Consider the following 18,872-nt stretch of genomic DNA (forward strand, 5'->3'; position numbering starts at 1 on the left):
TTCTTATGCAAATAATAATTCAGAAAACTGAACGGTAATCAAATCAATAATAAAAATTACCAATGACGCGCTTACAACTGCTGAATTTGCTGAGAGTCCAACCGATTCCGTTCCTCTGCTCGCGGTATACCCTTTATAAGAACCTATTAATCCGATAAAAAATCCGAAAAAAACTGATTTTATGGTCGCCGGAATAACATCGTAAAAGCTCAGCGAATCAAAAGCCTGCGAAAGAAATAAAACAATCGACACCTTTTCATACATTCTTACAGCCAAAAATGATCCCAATAGTCCAACGGCATCAGCAATAAAAACCAGTATCGGCACAAGAAGAGTTGTGGCCATAACACGTGTGGCAACTACAAAATTTAAGGGTTTTGTTCCCGAAACTTCCATCGCATCCAATTGTTCTGTAACTTTCATAGCCCCAAGCTCTGCACCAATTCCGGAACTTATTTTTCCTGCGCACAACAAAGCCGTAATCACCGGGCCAATCTCTCTGATTATTGAAATAGCTATCATTCCGGGTAACATCGACTGGGCTCCAAAATCAACCAAAACCGGACGCGACTGAAGTGTTAAAACCAGCCCCATAATAAAACCAGTTATAGCAATCAACGGAAAGGTCTTATTTCCAATAATGTATCCTTGCTTAACAAGTTCCTTAAATTCAAACGGAGCAATAAAAAATTGCTTAATTGTATTTAATGTAAAAAGAACTATGTTTCCCAGCTCAACCAGAAAATCTTCTACCGAAATTTTTATTTGATTCGTTAATTTTTTCATCTTACAGAATTAAAACCCGAAAAGGTGAATTACTTTTTGTAAATGAGTATCGGCAGCTCACTCTTCTTCAGCATTTTTACGATAGTTCCTTTAGCAAACAGATCCCTGAAAATATTTTTATCTCGCTTGAGCAATACCAGCAAATCGGCAAAAGCAGCCTTCGAAAAATCCGTTATTCCTTTGGTAATACTGTTTTTCTTTTTACTGTGGACCTCAATATTCTGGTAAGCTATCTTCTTTCCGATTAACTCTTTTAAGCCGGAATCAATAAGTTGTTGTTTGAATTTTTCACCTTTAAACACATGTAAAATGTTGATTTTTGCCTTGAAATGAGTTGCAAAAACAGAAAGTGCTTTTATTGTATCAACATCCTGTTTTTTATAGTCTGAAGCATAAACAATGGTTTTTATTTGCCGAAACTCTGTACCCACGGGAAAACACCATACCGGTAATTTCATTATATCCAAAATATGAAAGATTGATTTTATATGAAGCTGTTTTCCTGCTTCCGAAACAGGAAAAAGTACCAATTCACAGTGATTCCGGGAAGCAATTGTTTTAAACATCTTGTCAAAAGCCCCCGAATAAATGGAATAGACGGCTGTAATGTCCTTCTCATTCCAATTCTGACTCTCAACCAGTTTGCCGATTTCTATCTTTTTCTCTTCAATAATCTTTTGTTCCAGTTCTTCTTTGGAAATGTTGTTGTCTTCCCGCAAAGATTCGACAACTTCGGGGTCGACATTGTACACATAATGAATATTTAATCCTAAACGTTCGGCTACCTGAACCGAATAATTTACGATGTCAAAACCTTTTTCAAGCGGTGAGATATAAACTATTATATTTTTCATTTTTGAGAGATTTTTGATTCAAATAAATTTTGTCTTTCTATTTGATATACTTTTCCCCTGCCGTTTCCAGCCGCCGGGACGTATCAATAAAGTTTTCTAAAACTATTTGGTATTTCTAATGGTGCACATCAAATTGTTTCTGAGCGACTTTATTCATAAATTTTGATGTTATTTCAGAACCGTTTACTCCGTATGAATCGACAACTAAGCCTCTTTTCCCTGAACTTGTCTGAACCGCATAAACAATACTCATATCAGCTGGATTAGTATTCCCTTCAAACCGATGAAATTCATGAAGTTCAACTTCGCCTGCAATATATCCCTCTTCTTTTCCTTCAACCAGCAAACCATTTTCGTTTATTCTGAAATTATGAGTATATCCCTGTTCTTTTAGTATTTCTATGGCTTCAACAAGTGTGTCGTAACTATTATTTTTCTTTTTCATCTCTTTCGCTTTAGCATTTATATCTATATTGAAAATATCTTGCCAAGTCGACAAAAAACATATAAACAATTAAATAACAAAACCTTACACCACAAACACACATTAAAAAACAAATTTTTGTGTAGAATAATTGTCACTCTTTGGGTACTGAAATTCACATATTTATTGCTGTACATTATATTGGTAGGCCCATTTTATAAAAGAATAGCAACAAATGGTTCTGTTTCGCAAATAGTCCAGACGTACACCTATTTAAGCAACCATTTTCAATGTATGGTTTGTTTTGAACACAATTCTCTACATATTGAGTACATAAATCCACATTCCAACAAAAAGCTTCTTTTTGTGAATTCTTTAGGCATAGCAGCAAACAAAAACACTAAACAACTAATAACAAACAACTTACAATCAAACACAAAATCAAAATCCACTTTTGGCACCATTTTTAATCATTGTAAGAGTGAAAACAATTAATGTGAAATTTTAAAACGAAGTATTATGAATATGAAAAGGAAAATGACAATCGTACTGGCAATTGTAACTCTGATAGGGAGTGGAATTCTATTTTCATGTCAGAACAGCCAAAAGCAGGATAATAGTTTGGACGACACGCTGGACAAAGCCGAAGTAAAATTTGAGAAGTTTAAGGAAGATATCGAAGACCTGTCTGAAGACGATCCTAAATTTGTGGATAAACTCGAGAAAAAACTCATTGAATTTGAAAACAACATGGAAGAGTTAGGAGAAAATGTAGACGAAGCAGGTGACCAAACTGCTCAAAAATTCAACGACTCTATGGAAAATGTCCGTCAGGAAGCCCGTGAGCTAAAAAACAAAGTTTCACAGTGGTCAGATAAAACCGGCGACAACATGGAAGAACTTGGCAATGAGATAAAAGAAGATTTTGAAAACTTCAAGGAATCGTTACGCGACATTACGACCTAAAATCAACGTTAAACTTTACATCAGGTTGTTACAGACCTGATTTTTTTTCAATTAAAGAATGAATTATTTAGATAACGCATATCAGATAATTACGGAAAAAGTAGGAGGTTGGGTAGAGCAAATTGTTTCAATGCTACCCAACTTTGTTATTGCTATTCTCATTCTAATTTTTTTCTATTTACTGGCGCGTCTGGCAGCGGCTTTGGTTTCAAAAACCTTATCGCGCTTTTCCGGAAATGTTGCAATAATAAAACTGGTAGTTTCTTTAACCCGGATAGCCATAATGGCAGCCGCACTCTTTATCGCACTTGGCATTCTGGAGCTTGAAAAAACGGTTACTTCACTTCTGGCCGGAGTCGGAATTGTTGGTTTAGCTATTGGATTTGCATTTAAGGACACCATTGCCAATTTTTTGTCGGGAATTTATATCGCAATTAAGAGTACAGTAAATGTAGGCGATATTGTTGAGTTTGGCGACTATTACGGAACAGTAAGTTCTATTGGTTTACGCGCTGTAAAAATACGAACATTCCAGGGCCAGGAAGTAGTTATTCCCAATCGTTTAATATTTGAAGATGTTTATACTCATTTTACCATTTATAAGGAACGTCGGATTGATTTAAATGTGGGCGTAAGCTACGGCGAAGATTTACAACATGTGGAGGACATCACACTTTCTGCAATTAAAAGTATCAGTTCCTTAAAAAAGAACAAACCCATCGATTTATACTATCAGGAATTTGGCGACAGTTCCATAAATTTTGTTGTACGATACTGGGTAATATTTGAAAAACAAACCGATTATTTACGTGCCTTAAGCGAAGGGATTAAGAGAATTAAGTCAGCTTACGATAAAAACGATATTACCATACCTTTCCCAATCAGAACACTGGACTTTGGGATTAAAGGAGGAAAAACATTAAGTGATGTTTTCTCTTTGAAACAACAATATCTTAAACAAAAAGAATAGATTGTAAAAGTTAAAAAACAATGCTTATAAAGACGGTATCGGTACTATAAAAAGGCTTGAAATACCGAGAGTTACCGAAACTTTTAATCCAATACGTGACAATTGAATATTTTAGTTATCTAATTATTATTGTCTTCTCATGAAACAAAAAAGTCGCCTCAGAAAAATGAAGCGACTTTCATAATATTTTTTTCTAAAATTAAAGAACAGCTTTACAAGCGTCAAGTAGTTTTTGTGCGTTGGCATTTGAAGCATCCAGATTTTTTGCCTTTTCCAGAACGTCAACAGCTGCCTGAAATTCAGTTTTGGCTTTGTTCACTTCTGCAGTATAAGCATCGTCTGCCGTAGTCATAGCTCCATCGTTAACTTTCTGGTTTGCAGCGCTTAAAATAGCAGCTCCTTTTTTATACAATTCATTTCCTTCTGAAACATACACATTTGCCAAAGCTGATGTAATTTTGTCATCTCCCGGGAATTTTTCTGCTCCTTCAACCAAAGCCGCTTTGTATTCATCATCCTTGTCTTGTTTTTTTAAAACAACTGCTTTATAGTATTGGGCTGTTTCGCCTTTGTATCCGTTTTCAACAGATTTACCGAACAACTCAATTGCCTTGTCCAGCATATTTCCACGGTATGCAGCAATGGCCGCATTATAAACCAAATCTTTTGAATCTTCTTCTGAAGTGGCAATTGCCTGTTCAAAAGAGCCGACTGCATTGGAATAGTCTTTTTTATCAAGATAAGCCAAAGCCTTATATTCGTGTGATTTAGAAACATTTGTTCCTTGTTCTATCGCCTTATCCAAGTATTTAACTGCACCCTCAACATTTCCTGCTTTATAAGCTGCAAATCCAATATTAAAATTAATGGCATCATCTACCTGAACATCTCCAAGATTGTTCATGGCATCATCATACAATTCAAAAGCTTTTGCATAATCCTGAGCTTTTAAAGCCTCATTTGCCTGGTTAATTTTTTCCGCCGCATCCTGGGCAAACGAAAATACGGTAAAACAAATTCCGACAACTAATAATACTACTCGTTTCATCTTTTAGTTTTTCATTTAATTTATTTATACTATTTCAATTTATTTTAATCAATTTTTTCATCAAGCTTCCAAAAATAACAATTATGAATTAAAAACCTAAAACTTATTTATAAGATTAATGATTTGATTGACACGATGTTGTGATAATCAAAAATTTCGCCATTCTATTTGGAGTCAATTTTAAACAACCAACTAAACAAAATGATAAACCCTTAAGGATTAAACATTTCGGGGTTCCAAAAGTTTATAATATTTTGAATAAAATGAAGATTGTTTTGTGCTTCCTGGTTATTTTCATCTAAATCCAAAACTTTATTAAATGCATTAATCGCCTCACCCCAATTTTGAAATTTTTGTTCCAACTTACCTTTTATCATCCAGTATTCAACCGTTTCAACCGTTTCTATTTTTTTGAATTCTTCCCTGGCTTCTTCCGTCTTTTCTCGTTTAATTAAATCAAGAACAAACTGCAATTTTTTATCCATATCAGACATTATGACCGTAACTTCTGTATCAGTTTTGCCAACTCATAAGAAAAGTTATACACCAGCTCACCGGCATTTTTCATAGCAAACTCCAATGTCGTTGGTCCGTTAACCAAACTAAAAATACCATCAAAAGCTTTTGAAGCCTGATGTTCCGTTTTCCCGGCTATGGCAAATACTGGTTTATTATATTTTCGGCTCATCTTTGCCACAGCAAAAGGAGCTTTATTGTTTAAGGTCTGGCTATCCAACTTTCCTTCTCCCGTTACTACAATATCTGCCCATTTTACATCCTCTTTAAAATTTATTTGTGATAAAATAAAATCGGCACCCGGAACAATTTCAGCATTAAAAAAAGCCATAAGCGGCACTGCTATTCCACCCGCAGCTCCGGCCCCTTTAACATTTGAATAATTAATGCCTGTTTGTTTTTGAATAACTTCCGACCAATTTTCCAAGCCCTTTTCAAGTTGCGGAACCATCTCTTCACTTGCCCCTTTTTGCGGACCAAAAACATTTGCTGCACCTTTTTCGCCCAACAAAGGGTTATCAACATCACAAATTATTTTTACGGATATATTTTCAGGAATTTCGGGTGTAATAATTTTCTGTATGGCTTGTAAATTTTCCCCATTTCCTGCCAAAACATTCTCATTTTCATCAAGAAGTTTAAACCCCAATGCCTCCATCATTCCGGTTCCTCCATCCACTGTGGCACTGCCCCCTATTGCTAAAAAAACCTTGGTGCACCCCTTATTGAATACTGCATCAGCTATTAACTCCCCCGTTCCGTAAGTTGATGCCTTCATCGGATTTAACTGGCTGCTTTCAACCATTTTCATCCCCGAAGCATCAGCCATTTCAATAATTGCAATTTCTCCGGAAATACAATATTTTGATTTTATTTTTTTTCCCAGTGGGCCTATAACGTCGATGTCAATTTCAGTTGCTTCTAAATTTCGCCGCAAGACTTCACCTGTAAAATCGCCTCCATCGGCAACCGGTGCTTTTCGTATATCAAAGCCGGGGGAACAGTCATAAAATGCTTTTTCAATTGAGTCAGCAAAATCAAAAGCGTTAAGGCTCCCCTTCATTGAATTTGGTGCAATAAGTATTTTCATTCGTATAGATTACAATTCATATTTGTACCCTCGGATCAATATAAAAATAATATCTTTTTTATTTTTGTCTTTGCAAAATATGCAAATGTAATTCACTTTATTCCTTTTTCATTTTCACCGATATTCGTTCTATTTTTCACCACGGCTAACAGAAATTACGCCCTTTACTTTTTTGAGTTTATGAATTAAAAATTCAAGATGATCCAGATTATAAACCAGAACTTTTAGTACACCTTCAAAGTTCCCTTTATCCGATTCGATATTAATGGACCTCATCTGTGTTCCTATGTCTTTCGCAATAATATGTGATATTTCAGAAACAATTCCTAACTCATCGGTTCCTGAAATATATAACGTTGCAAGAAAAGACCCCTGATTTGCATTTGCTTCATCCCGCCACCGGGTTTTGATAATTCGATACGGATACCTTTCTTTCATTTGTAAAGCATTCGGACAACTTTTCCGATGAATTTTTATACCTTCTTTTATACTCACAAATCCAAAAATAGGATCACCAAAAACAGGATTACAACAGGGTGCCAGTTTGTAATTTAGATTTTTAAGATTGTTATCGATAACTAAAAAATCATCACCTCCTTCAAAAGCCAGATCTTTTACCTCGCTTTTTGGCAACAACTCTTCGAGCGTCCTTTTGGCGCTCTCCTCCTCCGCAACTTTCTCTGTAAAAAGCGACTTTATATCCAGCGGATCGATTTTTTCGGTAGCGATATCATAATACAAATCAGCTGCAAGCTTAAAACCGTAATTTTTAAGCATTTTTCGGATTGCCTCGTCACTTAATTCAATTTTCCAATTTTTAAATTTCCGGGCCAAAATTTCCTTTCCGAGTGCTGCCTGTCTGCTACGTTCTTCATTTAAACTTGCTTTTACTCTGCTTTTGGCTTTTGATGTTACCAAGAAATCAAGCCAGTCCATTTTCGGATTTTGGTTGTTCGATGTATCAATCGAAATCTGGTCTCCGTTTTTCAGCTTATACTTCAGCGTTACTTTTTTCCCGTTTACTCTTCCTCCCACGCAATGATCTCCCAGTTCGGAATGTATCTCATAAGCAAAATCAAGCATCGTTGCACCTTGCGGTAATTTTTTCAAATCTCCTTTTGGTGTAAAAACAAAAATCTCGTCGCTGTAAATATCAATTCTAAACTGATCGATAAAATCCACTACGTTTAATTCCGGATTTTCCAGGATATCCCGAATTCCGGCCAACCACCCATCAAAGTTCGAACTGTCTTTTCCTCCTTTGTATCTCCAGTGTGCTGCCAGTCCTTTCTCGGCTATTTCGTCCATCCGCCTTGTGCGAATCTGAATCTCCACCCACTTTCCCTGCGGCCCCATCACCGTTGTGTGTAACGATTCATACCCATTCGATTTTGGAATTGTTATCCAGTCGCGCAATCGCTCTGTATTGGCCTGATATTCTTCCGTTACAAATGAATAAGCTGTCCAGCAGTCCGATTTTTCATCCTCAGGCTTTGAATCCAAAATAACACGAATGGCAAACAAATCCATTACCTCGTCGAAAGAGACATTTTTTTTGTGCATTTTATTCCAAATGGAAAAAACGGACTTTGTACGTGCCTTCATCGAAAAGTTAAGCCCGCGCTTTTTTAGTTTCTTTTCAACTGGTTTTACAAACTCCGCAACAAAATTTGCCCGTTCATTTTCTGTTTCTTTTAACCTGGTTAAAACATAATTATAGGCTTCAGGCTTTTGGTATTTTAAGCATAAATCCTGCAATTCTGAATTTATTGCATACAATCCCAGACGATGCGCCAAAGGAGCATACAAATGAGAAGTCTCGCTTACAAGACGTTCACGACTTTCCGAATCATAAATATCAAGATTACGCATTACCTGCAGGCGATCGGCAATTTTAATAATAATAACACGCACATCGCCGGCAAGCGCAAGCAAGAGTTTCCTGTAATTCTCGGAATGTAAATCGACCGTATCAGTTCCCAGGGCATTTATTTTTGCCATCCCGTTAAGGATAGAGTATACAGATTCGCCAAAGTTTTCTTCTATCTCTTCCCGGGTGGCCTTTCTTTCCAGCCCGGCGTACATTACGTTATGCAACAATCCAGTCACCACAGAGTCAATTCCCATACCAATTTCAGTAGCCACTATTGTAGCCACATCAATAGAATGATTTAAAATAACTTCACCCGAGTTAAAAGTCTCCTCTCCGAGTAACGACTGAGCAAATTGAAAAGCTTTTTCAATTTTTGACGTGGCATCGTCATCCCAACCTATCCTGAAAAAATCTTTCAGATATATGTATCTCGTGTATATTTGTTCTTTTACTTCCATTTATTAACAAAAAAAAGGCTGCAAAAGAGCAGCCTTCCCGTAAAATATATGTCTACTTTATCTATTCTGCTCCTTGTGTTTCGTCAACAAATTTACGCTGACGCAATTCACGATCCAACATAAAAATACCATTCCCCTGTCCGTTAATCAACTTTAATGTATCCAGCATTTCCTCAACATTCGCTTCTTCTTCTACTTGCTCGTCAACAAACCATTGTAAAAAACTTTGAGTTGCATGGTCGCGTTCTTCAGCTGCAATATCAACCAGGTCGTTTATCAAACCCGTTACATGTTGTTCGTGCGCCAACGTTTTTTCAACTACGGCAATAATCCCATCAAATTCAGTATCCACTTGAGCAATAGCTTTTATCACTGCTTTTCCTCCACGCTCATTCACATAATTAAATATTTTGTTGGCATGAGTCAATTCTTCCTGATACTGAACATACATCCAGTTGGCAAAGCCAGGCAAGCCTTTATCATTAAACCAGGCAGACATTGAAAGATATAATAAAGCTGAATATTGTTCTGCATTAATCTGTTCGTTCAGCGCATTAAGCATTTTTTCTTTTAACATGACTTTTCGTTTTTCAATTTGGTTAAAAATAGAAAAATACGACGAGATAGAAAAGAGTATGTTTCAAATTTGACTTTTTGTTCACATAAAACTCACAGCGTATGAATGACTATATACTCAGCACCGATCGCAAATAGTAATCTTTGGTTAATGTTGTGCAAATAATTTTTTTTTTCATCTCTTTACCGAACTTTCATTAACTTAACCGACGAAACTAAAAGCTAAACCAACATGAAACAACTTGTAAAAAACGTTCTGCTGATTTCCATAGCCATATTTGTATATCCATGTTTTACAAATGCACAAAATATTCAAAAAGAAAAAACCGGAGCGGGGATAAAAGCGCCAAAATCTGCTGAGATTCTTTTTGATGGTTCCCGGGAAATGCTTGATAAAAAATGGACCTACTGGGAAGGGCCGCGTTTTTCTGCTGAATTACCAATAAAATGGAAAATAGAAAAAGATCCGTTAGAAAAGGGAACGGTTGTAAATAGTAAGGATCCGGCAGCAGATGGAGGTTTATACGGGGCAGCAGATATTGTTACTAAAAAGAAATATCGTGATTTCAGGCTACACGTTGAATTCCTGATAAAAAAACAGGGAGGAAACAGCGGTGTATATTTACAAAACCGCTACGAAATACAAATTCTTGACGGAGACACTACCCGGCATGGTTTAGGTGCGGTGATCAACGAAACGGAATCTCCGTATTTTGCTTATAACGGAGTTGGAAAATGGAACGCATACGATATCAAATTCAGGGCTGCCCGTTTTGAAAACGGAAAGCGGACAGAAAAAGCACTGGTTACGATGTATTTCAATGGACAAAAAGTACATACTAATGTTCCCATCAACCAGGTTTGGGGCGGTCCAAATTCAGGCATCGACGGTGGAAATGATGGCGGGAAGGGAATTACTGATACTCCGGGTGGAATAAAATTACAGGCGGAAGGTCATGAAGTTTTATATCGTAATATTTGGATAGAAGAACTTACAATTGAAAATTTCGATACTGATTTTTAACCATTTTATCAATCAAACTAAAATTTAAAAACATGAAAAAAATTTTGCCGCTATTTCTTACTTTTCTCATTCCGGTAATAACCCTGTCTCAAACCGGAAAGGTATTCGACAACCTGTCTATGAAAAGCGAAATCCTTAAAATGGAACGTAAGTACGCCATTTATCTGCCACCTGATTACGAGACATCAGAACGGAGCTATCCTGTATTTTATCTGTTACACGGTGCAGGTGATGACCAAACCGGCTGGGTACAATTTGGCGAGGTCTTGTACCTTGCAGACAAAGCTATTAAAGAAATGAAGGCAACTCCAATGATTATTGTTATGCCGGATGCCAATACCGGGCAACGAGGATATAACAACGACGCAAAAGGAGAATGGCGTTATGAAGATTTTTTCTTTAAAGAGCTGATGCCCTATGTTGAAGAAACTTACCGGATAAAGAGAGAAAAGAGATATCGGGCCATTGCCGGTCTTTCCATGGGGGGTGGCGGAACCTTCTATTATGCACTTCATCACCCGGAACTATTTTCCTCGGCTTGCCCGTTAAGTGCAGCTACCGGTCCGTTAAACATGGATGATATGGAAAGGTACAAACAACGTGGTAGAATGGAAGGAGCTACGAATGCCCAAATAGAAGACTGGTTCAAAAAATACAGTGTTCTTGATATGATAAAAAATATGCCTGATGAACAGAAGAATGCTGTGCGCTGGTTTATCGATTGTGGCGATGATGACTTTTTGTATGAGGGCAATTCGCTGGTTCATATCGAAATGCGAAAGAAAGAAATTCCACACGAATTCAGAATTCGAAACGGAGCGCACAACTGGACCTATTGGCGGGAATCATTGCCGGTTGTTCTTTCGTTTATTTCCGATACATTTCATCAACATTAAAATATTAAAAGTCCGGAAAACAGATGCCACGGTTACAAGAAAAGGCATCTGTTTTTATGAAGCAATTTCTTTTGTACTTTTGAAAGAATACAAATAAAAGTGATGAAAAGAAAAATACTATTGTTTGTGGCTTTGCCGCTTTTTTTTGCCTGCAACGCTGCAAAAGAAAATAAAGCAGAGGAAAAGGAAAAGATCGTTGTACAAGCAAAAGATAAACAAATACTGGAAGAAATCCTCGAACTCTTTTCTGGCGAGAAAGATAGCCCCCTTCCGGTTTTAATAATAAAAGTTGGAACGTTTTTTAAAGAAACGCCTTATGTAGCTCGCACGCTTGAAACCGAACCGGAACAATTGGTTATAAATCTCCGTGAAATGGATTGTACAACTTTTGCCGAAAATTGCCTGGCTATTTCCAAAACAATAAAAAGTAAAAATCCGGGATTTGAAAAATTCGCAAAAGAGCTTCAAAAAATAAGATACATAAATGAAAAAATTGAGGCGTACCCATCTCGTATTCATTATTTCAGCGACTGGATTTTCACCAACGACAAAAAAGGAATTGTAAAAAAAATTTCGAAAGAAATTGCGGATACAGAGTATGATTTGAAAGTTAGTTTTATGAGTACGCATCCCGACAGTTATAAACAGCTCAAAAACAATCCTGAATTTGTAAAACAATTGCAAGAACAGGAAAAGGAAATTTCTTCGCGAACCATGTATTACATTCCGAAAAATAAAATTGCTGAAGTTGAAAACAAGTTTCAGGATGGAGATATTGCCGGAATTACAACGAATATAGGAGGTCTTGATATTTTACATGTGGTCCTTTTAATTCGTAAGGAAGGAAGAATTCATATCTTGCATGCATCTTCAACTGCCGAAAAAGTGGTTATTTCAGAAAATACACTCGAAGATTATCTTTCAAAAAGTAAATCGGCTACCGGGGTTATGGTAGCCCGCCCACTGTAGATTTAAAAAAAATTCGTAAAATATTTTAAGTACAATTCAATGAAAAAAGAGTTTTATCCGTTTGCCGGAATATTTGTTTTAATTTTCTTTTTGAACTCGTGCCAAACAAAAGATAGTAACGAAACATTAAAACCAAACATCGTTTATATTCTGGCTGATGATCTTGGTTATGGCGATATTTCTTCGTTGAATCCCGATTCAAAAATCAAAACACCAAATATTGATAAACTCGCATCGGAAGGTATGGTTTTCAGGGATGCTCATTCCAACTCGTCGGTTTGTACCCCCACCCGTTACGGAATTCTTACCGGTCAGTATGCCTGGCGCAGCCGCATAAAGAGTGGTGTTCTTCTTGGGTACAGTCCATCGCTGATCGAAGAATCAACACCAACAGTCGCTGCGTTCTTGCAGCAACAAGGTTATACAACCGCCTGTATTGGAAAATGGCATTTGGGGATTGATTTTAAGCTTAAAAACGGAACATATCATTCTGGAACTCCCGGAGTAGATTTTACTCAGGAATTACGCGGTTTTAACGATTACGAACAAATTGATTTTAGTAAACCAGCCAAAGGAGGGCCACTGGGAGCAGGTTTCGAATATTCTTATGTTTTACCTGCTTCGCTCGATTTTGAACCTTACATGTATCTGGAGAATAACCTGGCTGTTGAAGCACCTACCGACTCGACTCCGGGAAGTGCACTTGATGCCGAAATATATGCGACCGGTGCTTTCTGGCGTCCCGGGCGAATGGCTCCTTCCTTTAGTTTTGAGGGCGTTTTGCCCACTTTTACAAACAAAGCAATTAGTTTTATAAACAGACAAAAAGGCGCTGACTCTCCTTTTTTCCTCTATTTCCCGATGAATGCACCACATACCCCCTGGGTACCAACGAATGAGTTCAAAGGGACTACCGAGGTAGATGAATATGGCGATTATGTGAAAGAAGTTGATGACCAGGTGAGACAAATCCTTGAAACCCTTCAAAAAAACGGAATGGAAGAAAATACCATTGTGTTTTTTACCAGTGACAACGGTGCGTATTGGAGACCCGAATTTATCAAAAATTATAACCACCGCTCCAATTTTACATTTCGTGGAATGAAAAGCGATGCATGGGAAGGGGGCCACCATATTCCACTTATGGTGAAATGGCCTGAAAAAATTGAGGCAGGGACCTTCTCGAATCAAACTACTTCGCTCACCGATTTTTTTGATACCGTCCGTGAATTACTCGGCGCAAGCGCAAATGAAAAACCACAGGACAGTTTTTCTTTATTGTCGATTCTAACAGGAAAACAAGAATCAATTCAGCGGGCACCGGTAATTCATCATTCCGGAAGTGGAAAATTTGCGATTCGCGATGGAGACTGGAAATTAATTGAGGGATTGGGCTCCGGTGGATTTTCTGAACCTAAAAATCCCAAGCCACAACCAGGTGAGCCCAAAGACCAATTGTACAATTTAAAAGATGACCCGGCAGAAAAGGAAAATCTTTATTTTTCAAAACCTGAGAAAGTTGAAGAATTAAAAACAAAACTGGAAGAAATCAGAGCATACTAAACAGTTAAAAAAATAAATCCCAATCAACCAACTAAGTAACGAACATTCAAAAAATGAAAATTTTCACATTCACAACTTTAATACTTACACCTTTTATTCTGCTCCTCACCGGTTGTCAGGATAAAAAATACAACCAGCCGGAACGCCCCAATGTTATCATACTTCTTGCTGATGACATGGGAATGGGCGATTTGGGGTGTTATAATCCCGATTCAAAGATACCAACACCCGCAATGGATGCACTGGCAAATGATGGAATGATCTTTACTGACGCGCACACCAATTCGGCAGTTTGCACGCCTACACGTTATGGAATTTTAACCGGTACATATGCATTTCGTACGCGTTTAAAATCCGGGGTTTTGTGGGGCAGTTCACAGCCTCTCATCGAAGAAGGAACAGCAACAGTTCCCGCACTCCTGAAAAAATACGGATATAAGACTGCCGGAATTGGAAAGTGGCATTTAGGCTTGGGATGGCAAAGCAAAGAACCCGGAGTTATGCTCACAGATAACTGGGCTAAAGACAATAGAAAGATCGATTATTCAAAAGCAATTCTTTCCGGCCCCAACAATGTTGGGTTTGACTATTATTTTGGAATTCCCGCCTCACTCGACATGCCGCCTTATTTATATTTTGAGAACCAGTTTGCACAGGGAATTCCTACAGAAATTACAAATGAAGGTGGGAGAACGGGATTAACAGTACCCGGATTCAAGGCCAAAAACGTAATGCCTGATTTTACCAGGAAAGCAGTTGAGTACATAAAAAATCAACGAAACGGAGAACCATTTTTTTTATACTTTCCCTGGTCGGCACCACACACACCGGTTGTTCCCAACGATGAATTCCGGGGAAAAAGTAAAGCCGGAAAGTACGGCGATTTTGTGGTGGAATGCGACAATACCGTCGAACAGATTGTTCAGGCTTTAAAAGACAAGGGAATGTACGAAAATACACTCATTATTTTAACTTCTGATAATGGAAGTTCACCACATGGATTCCCGATTGAGGAAGAAATTGAATATAACCACAATACCAGCAATGGCTTTAAGGGAAGAAAATCCCATTCCTACGACGGAGGGCACCGGGTGGCTTTTCTTGTTTCGTGGCCTGAACATGTAAAAAGCGGAACAACTTCAGATGAAATTGTTTGTACAACAGACTTATACGCAACAATTGCTGATTTATTGGGGCACGAGATGACTTTTGGAGAAGCTCATGACAGTTACAGTTTTTTACCGGTTATTAAAGGCGAAGAATACAATTCGCCCATCAGGGAAGCTACCATTCATCATTCGTTAAACGGCGATTTTTCGATCAGAAAAGGAGATTGGAAATATATTGATGCAAAAGGACATGGTGGTTTTGCTCAAATCAGGGAAGAGGTCCTTCAGGATTCAATTCAATTGTACAACGTGGCCTCCGATCCGGCAGAGACTACAAATGTTTATCTCAAACATCCGGATATTGTACAGGAATTAAAAACAATGCTAAAGAGATATAAAAAACAGGGCTATAGTCGTCCAAAATAATTAATACAACTCAGACTATTGTCTCCCACCATTTGGAAAAATCCTGAGTTTCATTTTTTAAAAATACTTTTTCACCAATCATTGGAGTAATTATTGCCTGGTCTGAGTTGGAATTTAATGCGGTAATTTTTTTTAACGGTTCATCCCAGGCATGGTTTGCCAGGGCAAATTTTGAATTATGAACCGGAAACAAACGTTTTGCTCCCAAATCTCTAGCGGCTTGTAAAACCTGCTCAGGCATCATGTGAATATATTTCCAACTGGTGTTGTATTGTCCGTTTTCAAGGATGGCCAAATCAAACCTTCCAAACTTCTGTCCTATTTCTTTAAAATGCGAATCATATCCTCCATCGCCGCCAATAAAGATACGAAATGTCTTTGTTTGTAAAACAAAAGATGCCCATAACGATTGTTTTGATTTTAATCCCCGTCCTGAAAAATGGCGGGCTGGTGTTACTGCAGCTGTAAATCCTTTATCTAATTCAACAAGCCGGTACCATTCTTTTTCGATTATCTGCTCGTGCTCGAATCCCCAGTATTCTAGATGTTCTCCCGCCCCCAAGCCTGTTATAACCTTGCATATTTTGGGTTTCAAATCACGCATTGTTTTATAGTCCAGATGATCCCAGTGGTCGTGTGTAATAAAAAGGTAATCGATTGCCGGAATGTCTTCGGTAGTGTAAACATCTGTTCCGTCAAAAGCTTTAATCATAAAAGAAAAAGGCGATGCATTTCCACAAAACACAGGGTCAACCAAAATTTTTTTCCCGTCAATTTGAATAAAATACGAAGAGTGTCCAAACCAAATGAGTACATTCTCTTCGGGACTCAAATCAAACAAATTTGTCTTTTGTGAAGGTATTCTTCCTTTTGGGCGTTTGTTCTTTGTGAAAAAAAAATCGTGAAACATTTTAGAAAAAGTTGCCTCTTCTGCCAATTGCGGCGTTATGGTCAGATTTTGAAAACTACCGTCTTTATAATTGGGAGAACTTTTGACTTTTTCCAATCTGGTGCCACGAGGTGTTTTTCCAAATTTTGGATGACGCAAAAAAACAAAAATTGAGAATCCGATAAAAAAAACAATCAAAATTGCAGGAATCATAGCCCCAAAAGTTTTAGAATATATTTTAAAATTCCTTAAACATTGAAATATATGAATAGTTTAGCTGCTAAATATTATTCGTCTCTCTGCTGATTCTGTGTTTTAAAATATCTTCTCAACAATACCTTTTTTAAATCGCGCACTATTACCTGGTGAGCAATAATTTCAACGTGGTTGTAATGCGGCAGTTCCAGCTCAGCTCGTGCCATTTCCCGGTCGGTGATATCAACCTGATATAAAACCGAAAGTAATAGATCATAATTTTGATCTAACAACCGGGCTATCTGCACAATCAGTTGTTGATGCAACTCATCATATGCATGACTTGTATCACCCGAAAAAGTGATTTCAACGCCAAACATACCAAAGTCTTTCATTATCTGCTCAGCTGTTTCTTTTACAATTTCAGCCCGATCTAAATATTGAGAAACGTTATCATGATTAATTTGTGGAAATGTCATCTTTTTGTTTTTGTTCAAAGCTACCGGAAATTTGGATTCCGCCAAAACGGGTGAAATAAAACTTCAATTTATTTCAGATTTGGATATGGAAATATTAAAAAGAAAAGCATTGGGAAAATATTTTTCGAACAAGGCCTTCATTCAACACAACGGACTGGATGTACATCAGTACTCAAAGATTCAACAAAATCAGGTGCTTTTCGGAGGATCATAAGACTCCCTCCGGAAGCAGTCAAAATTTTTTATTCTGCGTTTTAAAAAAGAAATAAACCTCGGAATTTAAAATTTTGAAAAAATCGTTTAAATAAAAACTTGAAAAGCTTATTTTTAATCCTTAATAAAATCCTAAATCAATTAAATTTAACAATATGAAAAACATTTTCACATTTTTGCTTTTTGCTATTTGGGGCCTACAACTTTCTGCACAAATGGCTCCTCCTGATAGCGAATTTTCAAGTCCAACCATAAGCGTAGGGGTGGTAGTGGAAGATCTGGAAAAATCGATTGACTTTTATACCAATATCATTGGAATGACAAAAACAGGCGAGTTTTCTGTAACAAAAGAAAAATGCACTGAACTGGGGTTAACAAACAGTTACCGGTTGGATGTAACGATTTTAAAGCTGGAAAACAGCGAACGTTCGAACGAATGGAAGCTAATGAGTTTGGGGACAAAAGCCAAACACCCGAAACAGAAATACATGAGTGACGATACCGGAATGCAGTACATCACTGTTTTTGTGAAACATTTGCTTCCCGTAATGAAAAGGGTTCAGGAAAATGGGATAAAGATTTTAAGTGGAAAACCATCGACACTTGATAATGGAAACAAATTTATCCTGATACAAGACCCCGATGGAACATTTATTGAAATTATTGGACCGGAATAAACAACATTCTAAATAACATTTTCTTAAAACATCTTCATTATTGATTTTCAAATCATTGAAGATGTTTTTTATTTGAAATCAATTTTAAACGAATCCTAACTATTTATTTTTGCTAATTTCGAATAAAATTTAATTTTGTTCGAAACACGTAAAAGAAATATGAGAAATCAAAAAAGACGACCAGCAGAATACAGAACACTTTCGTTGGGAGAAGAAATTTTTAACAGTATAACACACGGAGTTGGAACCCTGTTGAGTATTGCTGCTCTGGTTATTTTGGTTGTTTTTGCAGCTGTCAGGGGAAATGCCTGGCATGTGGTAAGCTTCTCCATTTTTGGAAGTACATTGGTTTTACTTTACCTGTCGTCAACACTTTACCACAGTTTTACAAAAGAAAAAATTAAAAATCTTTTTGTCCGATTTGATCATGCTGCTATTTTTTTGCTTATCGCAGGAACATATACCCCCTTTGTGCTCACCACCATCCGCGGACCACTGGGCTGGACCTTATTTGGCATTATATGGGGGCTGGCAATTGCTGGTGTGGTTATCCGTTCAATTTATCTTACACGTTTTCGCAAATTAATGGTAGGCATTTACCTTTCTATGGGATGGATGTTTCTTATTGCCATCGTTCCAATTGTAAAAAACCTTCCGGGAAGCAGCATCGCTTTTCTTTTTATCGGCGGTGGCTGTTACTCGCTTGGTGTATTATTTTACGCGTGGCGTAATTTAAAATACGGCCACGGAATATGGCACCTGTTTGTTTTGGCCGGAAGTATAATGCATTTCTTTTCAGTTCTTTACAGCTTAAACTAAAAATCAAATTCCATTTTCTTAACTAGGGGACACTTCTTCCCCATTCCACTAA

General features: G+C 37.3%; 19 protein-coding genes. 9 read left to right on the forward strand and 10 right to left on the reverse strand.

Going from position 1 to position 18,872, the window contains the following annotated elements; genetic code table 11:
* Positions 1 to 3 precede the first annotated feature (3 nt).
* From K5G00_RS13145 to K5G00_RS13155, 3 genes are all read right to left on the reverse strand, one after another.
* The gene (locus K5G00_RS13145; RefSeq protein ID WP_238766613.1) at positions 4 to 786 is read right to left on the reverse strand and encodes an MlaE family ABC transporter permease; all 783 of its coding nucleotides are present in this window, start codon (positions 784 to 786) and stop codon (positions 4 to 6) included.
* A gap of 29 nt (positions 787 to 815) precedes the next feature.
* Positions 816 to 1,640, reverse strand: a complete 825-nt coding sequence (locus K5G00_RS13150; RefSeq protein ID WP_238766614.1) for a hypothetical protein — start codon at positions 1,638 to 1,640, stop codon at positions 816 to 818.
* A gap of 115 nt (positions 1,641 to 1,755) precedes the next feature.
* Positions 1,756 to 2,085 (reverse strand): hypothetical protein, encoded by a 330-nt coding sequence (locus K5G00_RS13155; RefSeq protein WP_238766615.1) that lies wholly within the window; start codon positions 2,083 to 2,085, stop codon positions 1,756 to 1,758.
* Between the two features lie 498 nt (positions 2,086 to 2,583).
* On the opposite strand from K5G00_RS13155, the gene K5G00_RS13160 reads away from it, so the two are divergent.
* Both K5G00_RS13160 and K5G00_RS13165 read left to right on the forward strand, forming a co-directional pair.
* A complete protein-coding gene (locus K5G00_RS13160) occupies positions 2,584 to 3,030 on the forward strand; it encodes a hypothetical protein (RefSeq protein WP_238766616.1) in 447 nt (148 codons plus the stop codon).
* A 58-nt stretch (positions 3,031 to 3,088) separates the two neighbouring features.
* Positions 3,089 to 4,000, forward strand: coding sequence for a mechanosensitive ion channel family protein (locus K5G00_RS13165; protein ID WP_238766617.1), 912 nt, complete (start codon positions 3,089 to 3,091; stop codon positions 3,998 to 4,000).
* Between the two features lie 199 nt (positions 4,001 to 4,199).
* Here the strand turns inward: K5G00_RS13165 and K5G00_RS13170 are convergent, their stop codons facing one another.
* The 5 genes from K5G00_RS13170 to K5G00_RS13190 all read right to left on the reverse strand — a co-directional run bounded on the left by K5G00_RS13170 (position 4,200) and on the right by K5G00_RS13190 (position 9,562).
* Positions 4,200 to 5,048: a tetratricopeptide repeat protein gene (locus K5G00_RS13170; RefSeq protein WP_238766618.1), complete on the reverse strand. Its 849-nt coding sequence runs from the start codon at positions 5,046 to 5,048 to the stop codon at positions 4,200 to 4,202.
* 212 nt (positions 5,049 to 5,260) lie between these two features.
* The gene (locus tag K5G00_RS13175) at positions 5,261 to 5,533 is read right to left on the reverse strand and encodes a hypothetical protein (RefSeq protein ID WP_238766619.1); all 273 of its coding nucleotides are present in this window, start codon (positions 5,531 to 5,533) and stop codon (positions 5,261 to 5,263) included.
* Positions 5,534 to 5,541: 8 nt separating this feature from the next.
* A complete protein-coding gene (locus K5G00_RS13180; protein ID WP_238766620.1) occupies positions 5,542 to 6,654 on the reverse strand; it encodes a glycerate kinase in 1,113 nt (370 codons plus the stop codon).
* Positions 6,655 to 6,783: 129 nt separating this feature from the next.
* Positions 6,784 to 8,985, reverse strand: a complete 2,202-nt coding sequence (locus K5G00_RS13185; RefSeq protein WP_238766621.1) for a RelA/SpoT family protein — start codon at positions 8,983 to 8,985, stop codon at positions 6,784 to 6,786.
* A gap of 61 nt (positions 8,986 to 9,046) precedes the next feature.
* Complete coding sequence (locus K5G00_RS13190; RefSeq protein WP_238766622.1) at positions 9,047 to 9,562, reverse strand: ferritin; 516 nt, start codon at positions 9,560 to 9,562, stop codon at positions 9,047 to 9,049.
* Positions 9,563 to 9,793: 231 nt separating this feature from the next.
* Here K5G00_RS13190 and K5G00_RS13195 point away from each other — a divergent pair, with 231 nt between their 5' ends.
* From K5G00_RS13195 to K5G00_RS13215, 5 genes are all read left to right on the forward strand, one after another.
* On the forward strand, positions 9,794 to 10,585 hold the full coding sequence (locus tag K5G00_RS13195; RefSeq protein ID WP_238766623.1) for a 3-keto-disaccharide hydrolase: 792 nt from the start codon (positions 9,794 to 9,796) through the stop codon (positions 10,583 to 10,585).
* A 32-nt stretch (positions 10,586 to 10,617) separates the two neighbouring features.
* The gene (locus K5G00_RS13200) at positions 10,618 to 11,481 is read left to right on the forward strand and encodes an alpha/beta hydrolase (RefSeq protein WP_238766624.1); all 864 of its coding nucleotides are present in this window, start codon (positions 10,618 to 10,620) and stop codon (positions 11,479 to 11,481) included.
* Between the two features lie 102 nt (positions 11,482 to 11,583).
* Entirely contained in the window at positions 11,584 to 12,450 is an 867-nt protein-coding gene (locus K5G00_RS13205; RefSeq protein WP_238766625.1) for an N-acetylmuramoyl-L-alanine amidase-like domain-containing protein, read from the forward strand.
* Between the two features lie 39 nt (positions 12,451 to 12,489).
* Complete coding sequence (locus tag K5G00_RS13210; RefSeq protein WP_238766626.1) at positions 12,490 to 14,013, forward strand: sulfatase family protein; 1,524 nt, start codon at positions 12,490 to 12,492, stop codon at positions 14,011 to 14,013.
* Positions 14,014 to 14,066: 53 nt separating this feature from the next.
* Entirely contained in the window at positions 14,067 to 15,548 is a 1,482-nt protein-coding gene (locus K5G00_RS13215; protein ID WP_238766627.1) for a sulfatase family protein, read from the forward strand.
* 10 nt (positions 15,549 to 15,558) lie between these two features.
* On the opposite strand, the gene K5G00_RS13220 is transcribed toward K5G00_RS13215, so the two are convergent.
* Entirely contained in the window at positions 15,559 to 16,650 is a 1,092-nt protein-coding gene (locus tag K5G00_RS13220) for an MBL fold metallo-hydrolase (RefSeq protein ID WP_238766628.1), read from the reverse strand.
* A 74-nt stretch (positions 16,651 to 16,724) separates the two neighbouring features.
* Positions 16,725 to 17,111, reverse strand: coding sequence for a hypothetical protein (locus tag K5G00_RS13225; RefSeq protein WP_238766629.1), 387 nt, complete (start codon positions 17,109 to 17,111; stop codon positions 16,725 to 16,727).
* 368 nt (positions 17,112 to 17,479) lie between these two features.
* Between K5G00_RS13225 and K5G00_RS13230 the strand changes: the two genes are divergently transcribed.
* A complete protein-coding gene (locus tag K5G00_RS13230) occupies positions 17,480 to 18,001 on the forward strand; it encodes a VOC family protein (RefSeq protein ID WP_238766630.1) in 522 nt (173 codons plus the stop codon).
* A gap of 159 nt (positions 18,002 to 18,160) precedes the next feature.
* The gene (trhA, locus tag K5G00_RS13235) at positions 18,161 to 18,820 is read left to right on the forward strand and encodes a PAQR family membrane homeostasis protein TrhA (RefSeq protein ID WP_238766631.1); all 660 of its coding nucleotides are present in this window, start codon (positions 18,161 to 18,163) and stop codon (positions 18,818 to 18,820) included.
* Positions 18,821 to 18,872: the final 52 nt, after the last annotated feature.

Origin of the sequence: Maribellus maritimus (assembly GCF_022267315.1) — a bacterium.
Lineage (GTDB): Bacteria > Bacteroidota > Bacteroidia > Bacteroidales > Prolixibacteraceae > Draconibacterium > Draconibacterium maritimum.

Bases quoted from the DNA above. Each gene is read 5' to 3' on its own strand.
- K5G00_RS13145 (WP_238766613.1), bottom strand. From the start codon at position 786: ATGAAAAAATTAACGAATCAAATAAAAATTTCGGTAGAAGATTTTCTG.
- K5G00_RS13150 (WP_238766614.1), bottom strand. From the start codon at position 1,640: ATGAAAAATATAATAGTTTATATCTCACCGCTTGAAAAAGGTTTTGAC.
- K5G00_RS13155 (WP_238766615.1), bottom strand. From the start codon at position 2,085: ATGAAAAAGAAAAATAATAGTTACGACACACTTGTTGAAGCCATAGAA.
- K5G00_RS13160 (WP_238766616.1), top strand. From the start codon at position 2,584: ATGAATATGAAAAGGAAAATGACAATCGTACTGGCAATTGTAACTCTG.
- K5G00_RS13165 (WP_238766617.1), top strand. From the start codon at position 3,089: ATGAATTATTTAGATAACGCATATCAGATAATTACGGAAAAAGTAGGA.
- K5G00_RS13170 (WP_238766618.1), bottom strand. From the start codon at position 5,048: ATGAAACGAGTAGTATTATTAGTTGTCGGAATTTGTTTTACCGTATTT.
- K5G00_RS13175 (WP_238766619.1), bottom strand. From the start codon at position 5,533: ATGGATAAAAAATTGCAGTTTGTTCTTGATTTAATTAAACGAGAAAAG.
- K5G00_RS13180 (WP_238766620.1), bottom strand. From the start codon at position 6,654: ATGAAAATACTTATTGCACCAAATTCAATGAAGGGGAGCCTTAACGCT.
- K5G00_RS13185 (WP_238766621.1), bottom strand. From the start codon at position 8,985: ATGGAAGTAAAAGAACAAATATACACGAGATACATATATCTGAAAGAT.
- K5G00_RS13190 (WP_238766622.1), bottom strand. From the start codon at position 9,562: ATGTTAAAAGAAAAAATGCTTAATGCGCTGAACGAACAGATTAATGCA.
- K5G00_RS13195 (WP_238766623.1), top strand. From the start codon at position 9,794: ATGAAACAACTTGTAAAAAACGTTCTGCTGATTTCCATAGCCATATTT.
- K5G00_RS13200 (WP_238766624.1), top strand. From the start codon at position 10,618: ATGAAAAAAATTTTGCCGCTATTTCTTACTTTTCTCATTCCGGTAATA.
- K5G00_RS13205 (WP_238766625.1), top strand. From the start codon at position 11,584: ATGAAAAGAAAAATACTATTGTTTGTGGCTTTGCCGCTTTTTTTTGCC.
- K5G00_RS13210 (WP_238766626.1), top strand. From the start codon at position 12,490: ATGAAAAAAGAGTTTTATCCGTTTGCCGGAATATTTGTTTTAATTTTC.
- K5G00_RS13215 (WP_238766627.1), top strand. From the start codon at position 14,067: ATGAAAATTTTCACATTCACAACTTTAATACTTACACCTTTTATTCTG.
- K5G00_RS13220 (WP_238766628.1), bottom strand. From the start codon at position 16,650: ATGATTCCTGCAATTTTGATTGTTTTTTTTATCGGATTCTCAATTTTT.
- K5G00_RS13225 (WP_238766629.1), bottom strand. From the start codon at position 17,111: ATGACATTTCCACAAATTAATCATGATAACGTTTCTCAATATTTAGAT.
- K5G00_RS13230 (WP_238766630.1), top strand. From the start codon at position 17,480: ATGAAAAACATTTTCACATTTTTGCTTTTTGCTATTTGGGGCCTACAA.
- trhA (WP_238766631.1), top strand. From the start codon at position 18,161: ATGAGAAATCAAAAAAGACGACCAGCAGAATACAGAACACTTTCGTTG.